The sequence below is a fragment of the Bradyrhizobium sp. P2_E8 genome (assembly GCF_056403875.1).
In genome coordinates this window covers 1-4,184 of sequence record NZ_JBFUES010000701.1, presented here as the reverse complement: position 1 = coordinate 4,184, position 4,184 = coordinate 1, and the positions used below count along the sequence as shown (strand labels likewise).

5 protein-coding genes and 2 pseudogenes are annotated in these 4,184 nt (G+C 64.5%); 6 read left to right on the top strand and 1 reads right to left on the bottom strand.

The features are described from left to right. The 6 genes and pseudogenes from AC1D00_RS29880 to AC1D00_RS29855 form a co-directional block, all read left to right on the top strand. A pseudogene (locus AC1D00_RS29880) lies at positions 1-78 on the top strand (phenylacetic acid degradation protein); the annotation flags it as partial. A gap of 158 nt (positions 79-236) precedes the next feature. After that, a complete protein-coding gene (gene rplM, locus AC1D00_RS29875) occupies positions 237-701 on the top strand; it encodes a 50S ribosomal protein L13 (protein ID WP_015685724.1) in 465 nt (154 codons plus the stop codon). A gap of 1 nt (position 702) precedes the next feature. After that, positions 703-1,182, top strand: coding sequence for a 30S ribosomal protein S9 (rpsI, locus tag AC1D00_RS29870; protein ID WP_011087725.1), 480 nt, complete (start codon positions 703-705; stop codon positions 1,180-1,182). A 230-nt stretch (positions 1,183-1,412) separates the two neighbouring features. After that, entirely contained in the window at positions 1,413-2,633 is a 1,221-nt protein-coding gene (locus AC1D00_RS29865) for a GGDEF domain-containing protein (RefSeq protein WP_404556846.1), read from the top strand. Positions 2,634-2,689: 56 nt separating this feature from the next. Next, positions 2,690-2,926, top strand: coding sequence for a hypothetical protein (locus AC1D00_RS29860; protein WP_135176047.1), 237 nt, complete (start codon positions 2,690-2,692; stop codon positions 2,924-2,926). A 102-nt stretch (positions 2,927-3,028) separates the two neighbouring features. After that, complete coding sequence (locus tag AC1D00_RS29855) at positions 3,029-3,325, top strand: antibiotic biosynthesis monooxygenase family protein (RefSeq protein WP_027547373.1); 297 nt, start codon at positions 3,029-3,031, stop codon at positions 3,323-3,325. A gap of 112 nt (positions 3,326-3,437) precedes the next feature. Here AC1D00_RS29855 and AC1D00_RS29850 read toward each other — a convergent pair. Continuing rightward, positions 3,438-4,184 (bottom strand): annotated as a pseudogene (locus AC1D00_RS29850) (AI-2E family transporter); the annotation flags it as partial.

Here is a 4,184-nt window from a genome sequence, read left to right as displayed (position 1 = left end):
GAGGTGAACCTGCTGTCGGGCACCTCGCCAGATCCGATCGCCCATGTCACCTCGACCTATTCCATTCCAAATGTTTGAGCTTTTAGCAGGTAATATAGCACCATATTTTTAAGCTATTGATTTTGCATACGTAATTTCCGTCTTCGGGCATTGACCGTTGCGCGTCTCTTCTCTAGAAAACCGCGCAGTCCGGTGCGGTGTTCGCGCCGATATCTCCCGTCCACGGAAACTCCGATATGAAAACCTTTTCGGCAAAGCCGGCTGAGGTGACGAAGAAGTGGGTGCTGATCGACGCCAAGGGTCTGGTCGTCGGCCGTCTCGCCACCATCGTCGCCATGCGCCTGCGCGGCAAGCACCTCCCGACCTACACCCCGCACGTTGATTGCGGCGACAACGTCATCATCATCAACGCGCAGCATGCGGTCCTCACCGGTCGCAAGCGCGAGCAGAAGACCTACTACAAGCACACCGGCTATGTCGGCCACGTCAAGGAGCGCACCGCGCGCCAGATCCTCGAGGGCAAGCACCCCGAGCGCGTGCTCGAGAAGGCCGTCGAGCGCATGATCCCGCGTGGTCCGCTCGGTCGCGTGCAGATGGGCAATCTCCGTGTCTACGGCGGTGCCGATCATCCGCACGAGGCGCAGACGCCCGAGAAGCTCGACATCGCCAAGTTGAACCGCAAGAACACGAGGGCCGCATAACATGGCCGAATCCATTCAGTCGCTCGACCAGCTCTCGCAGCTCAAGACGGCGGCGGCGCCCGACGCGCCCAAGCACGAGAAGAAGGTCGACAAGTTCAACCGCGCCTATGCCACCGGCAAGCGCAAGGACGCGGTCGCCCGCGTCTGGATCAAGCCGGGTGCCGGCAAGGTCACGGTCAATTCGCGTGAGGTCGAGGTCTATTTCGCCCGTCCCGTGCTGCGCATGATGATCGAGCAGCCGTTCTCGGTGGCCCAGCGTTCCGGCCAGTACGACGTGATCTGCACCGTCGCCGGCGGCGGTCTGTCCGGCCAGGCCGGCGCCGTCCGCCACGGCATCTCCAAGGCGCTCACCTATTTCGAGCCGGAGCTGCGCACCGTGCTCAAGAAGGGCGGCTTCCTCACCCGCGACTCCCGCGTGGTCGAGCGCAAGAAGTACGGCAAGGCCAAGGCCCGCCGTTCCTTCCAGTTCTCGAAGCGTTAATCGCTTCGGTCACATTCGCCGCGAAAGCGGCTTCAATGAGATGCAAAAGGGCGCTGATTTCAGCGCCCTTTTTGTTGTTCGTTTGTATGCAAATTGACGACGTGTTTCCCGAAAACTTGCGGCCGCGTGAAAACCTGAATGGAACCTGCGGGAACCTAGCGTCGCATTCGGAAGGGCGCGCAAATCGGCTGGGCCGATCGCGTAACTGCTATGTTTTCAAGGGGGCCGACATGATGTCGCTCGATAGCATCACGCTCTATTTGGTTGCCACCATGGTTGCCGCACTGCTCGGCGCGATGATGGTGTTCTTCGGTAAGCAGGAGAATAGTCCTGCGTTGAAATGGTGGGGCACCGCCTATCTCCTCGGCGCGGCCTCGGTCGCATTGTGGACGGCGGCAGGCGACAGGCTGGGGCCGCATCTCTATCTGGCATTAAATGCCGTCGGCTTCGTCGCCTGCGGCATGGTGTGGAATGCGGCGCGCGTCTTCCACGGCCGCAAGCCGAACTGGCCCGGCCTCGTGCTCGGCGCGCTCGCCTGGGCCGCGGCCGCGACGCTGCTCGATCCCGCGGCGTCGATGCTGCGCATGATCATCGGCGCCGGCATCGTCTCGGTCTATGCCGCGCTGACCGCGAGCGAGCTCTGGGTCGAGCGGCGCAAGAGCCTGCAACGGCGCTGGCCGGCCTTCGTGGTGCCGGTGATGCACGGTTGCGTGCTGATGCTGCCGATCCTGCTCGGCAGCTTCCTGCGCCCGCACGATGCCGGCTTCTCCTCGAGCATCTGGGTCACCGTGTTCGCGGTCGAGCTCGTGCTCTACGCCGTCGGCACCGTGTTCGTGATCTTCATGCTGGTGTCGGAGCGCACCGTCACCGCGCACCGGACCGCCGCGTCGACCGATCCCTTGACGGGCATGCTCAACCGCCGCGGCTTCTCGGAAGCCTGCGGCCGCGTGATCGACCGCGAGGCCAAGGCCGGACGTCCCGTGACCGTGATGATCTTCGACATCGACCACTTCAAGTCGATCAACGACCGCTTCGGCCATCCCGCCGGCGACGAGATGCTGAAACTGTTCTCGACCGTGGTGGTCAGCAATCTGCGCATGACCGACCTTTCCGGCCGCATCGGCGGTGAGGAATTCGCGGCGCTGCTGCCGTGTTCGCTGGAGGAGGGCGTGCTGGTCGCCGAGCGCGTGCGCGAGGCGTTCGAGACCTCCGGCATCGTGGTCGATGAAGGCCCGGTCGACACCACCGTCAGCATCGGCGTGGCCGGCGGTCCGGCCGGCACCGAGCTCGAGGTGCTGCTGGCCTCGGCCGACACTGCGCTCTACCAGGCCAAGCGCGGCGGCCGTAACCGCGTCGAGGCGGCGGAGGAGCTGCCACTGTCGCTGGAGAACTGGCGCCGCCAGAGCGCCGCGCGGATCGGCGCGCCGCAGGCGCGTCCGGTCACGGCTTGAGGCAAAGGGCCCTGCGGTAACCCTCTGTTTACCATTCGATCCCTACCATTCCGGTTATGGAATCGATCCGTCGACAGACCCCGCAGACCGCCCTGATGTCCCTCGAAGCCCAAGCCGCCTCGGCGCGAGGCGGCTTCGCTTGTCTGTTCTCGACCGCAGAGGAATACGAGACGGCGCTGATCACCGAGCGCCGCGCCCAGGGACGCTACACGCAGAGCCGCAGCTATTGGCCGCTCGTGCTGTTCGTCGGTTGCGCGCTCATCGTGGCAGGCACCGTTCTGCTGTTCGCCTGACAGACCTGCAGTTTCCGGCCAGCCAGGGCGCCGTTTCGGCGCCTTTTTCTTTTGGGCGGGGTGCGGTAGACACGCCCATCAAGCAAGAAGGGTGGAAAACCGATGATCACCGAGATCGCGCAAATCGACGTCAAGCCGGGCAGCGAGAAGGATTTCGAGGCCGCCGTGGCCAAGGCCAAGGCCGCGTTCGGCCGCTCCAAGGGCTTTCACGGCTTCGAGCTGCACAAGTCGATCGAGAAGCCGCAGCGCTATCGTCTGATGGTGAAGTGGGCGACGCTGGAGAACCACACCGTCGATTTCCGCGGCTCCGAGAACTTCACCGAATGGCGCGGCCTCGTSGGCCAGTATTTTGCCGCGCCCCCCGAGGTCGAGCACACCGAGACCGTGCTGGCGACCTGAGGGGCCTCTATTTGAGGAGCATGATCTCCGCGCAAACGCGTTCAGCGTTTGTCGCGAGGGAAAACCGCGGCGCACTTTGCGCTGGCGCGGCCCTTCGGGTCCGGATCATGCTCTAAGCCGCCTCTGCCAGAGGYGGCGCCTCATAAGTCTTGAAATGGTCGATCATGACCTTGGCGATGGCGACCAGTGGCAGCGCCAGCGCCAGGCCCCAGATTCCAAAGACGACGCCGAGCAGGATCTGGAACGCGAACAGCGTGGCCGGCGGAATGTCCAGCGCCTGCCGCTGCAGGATTGGCGTCAGCACATAGCTCTCCATCGTGTGCACGCCCATGAACAGGAGGAAGGCCGACAGTGCCGGAATCCAGCCCGAGGCGAGGCTCGCGAGCACCACGACGACGCCGGCAATGATGGCGCCGACGGTCGGAATGAAGGCGAGGAGGCCCGCCTGAATCCCCAGGATGAACGAGCCCGGGATGCCGATGATGGCAAGCCCAATCCAGGTCACGACGCCAACCGCAATCATCACGACGATCTGCGCGATCAGCCAGCGTTCCAGCGTCTCGCTGATGCGGTCGATGATCAGGGTGACGCGGGTGCGATGCCTCGCCGGCGCGAGGAACAACAGGCCGTCGTGATAGGCGCTGGGCTGGGCGGCGAAGGACAGCCCCAGGAACAGCACGATGAAGATGTTTCCCACGCCGTGGATGGTGCCGAGCAGCAGCTTGAAGGTCTGGCTCACAATCGCTCCACCGCTGGAAGCCAGCGCGCCGGCGCCGGGCAAGGGACCGCGCGGGGCGCTGCGGGTGAGGGTGTCGAGTCCGGTGCCGGATTGGCCGAGGCGTCAGACGCAGCGTTGCCG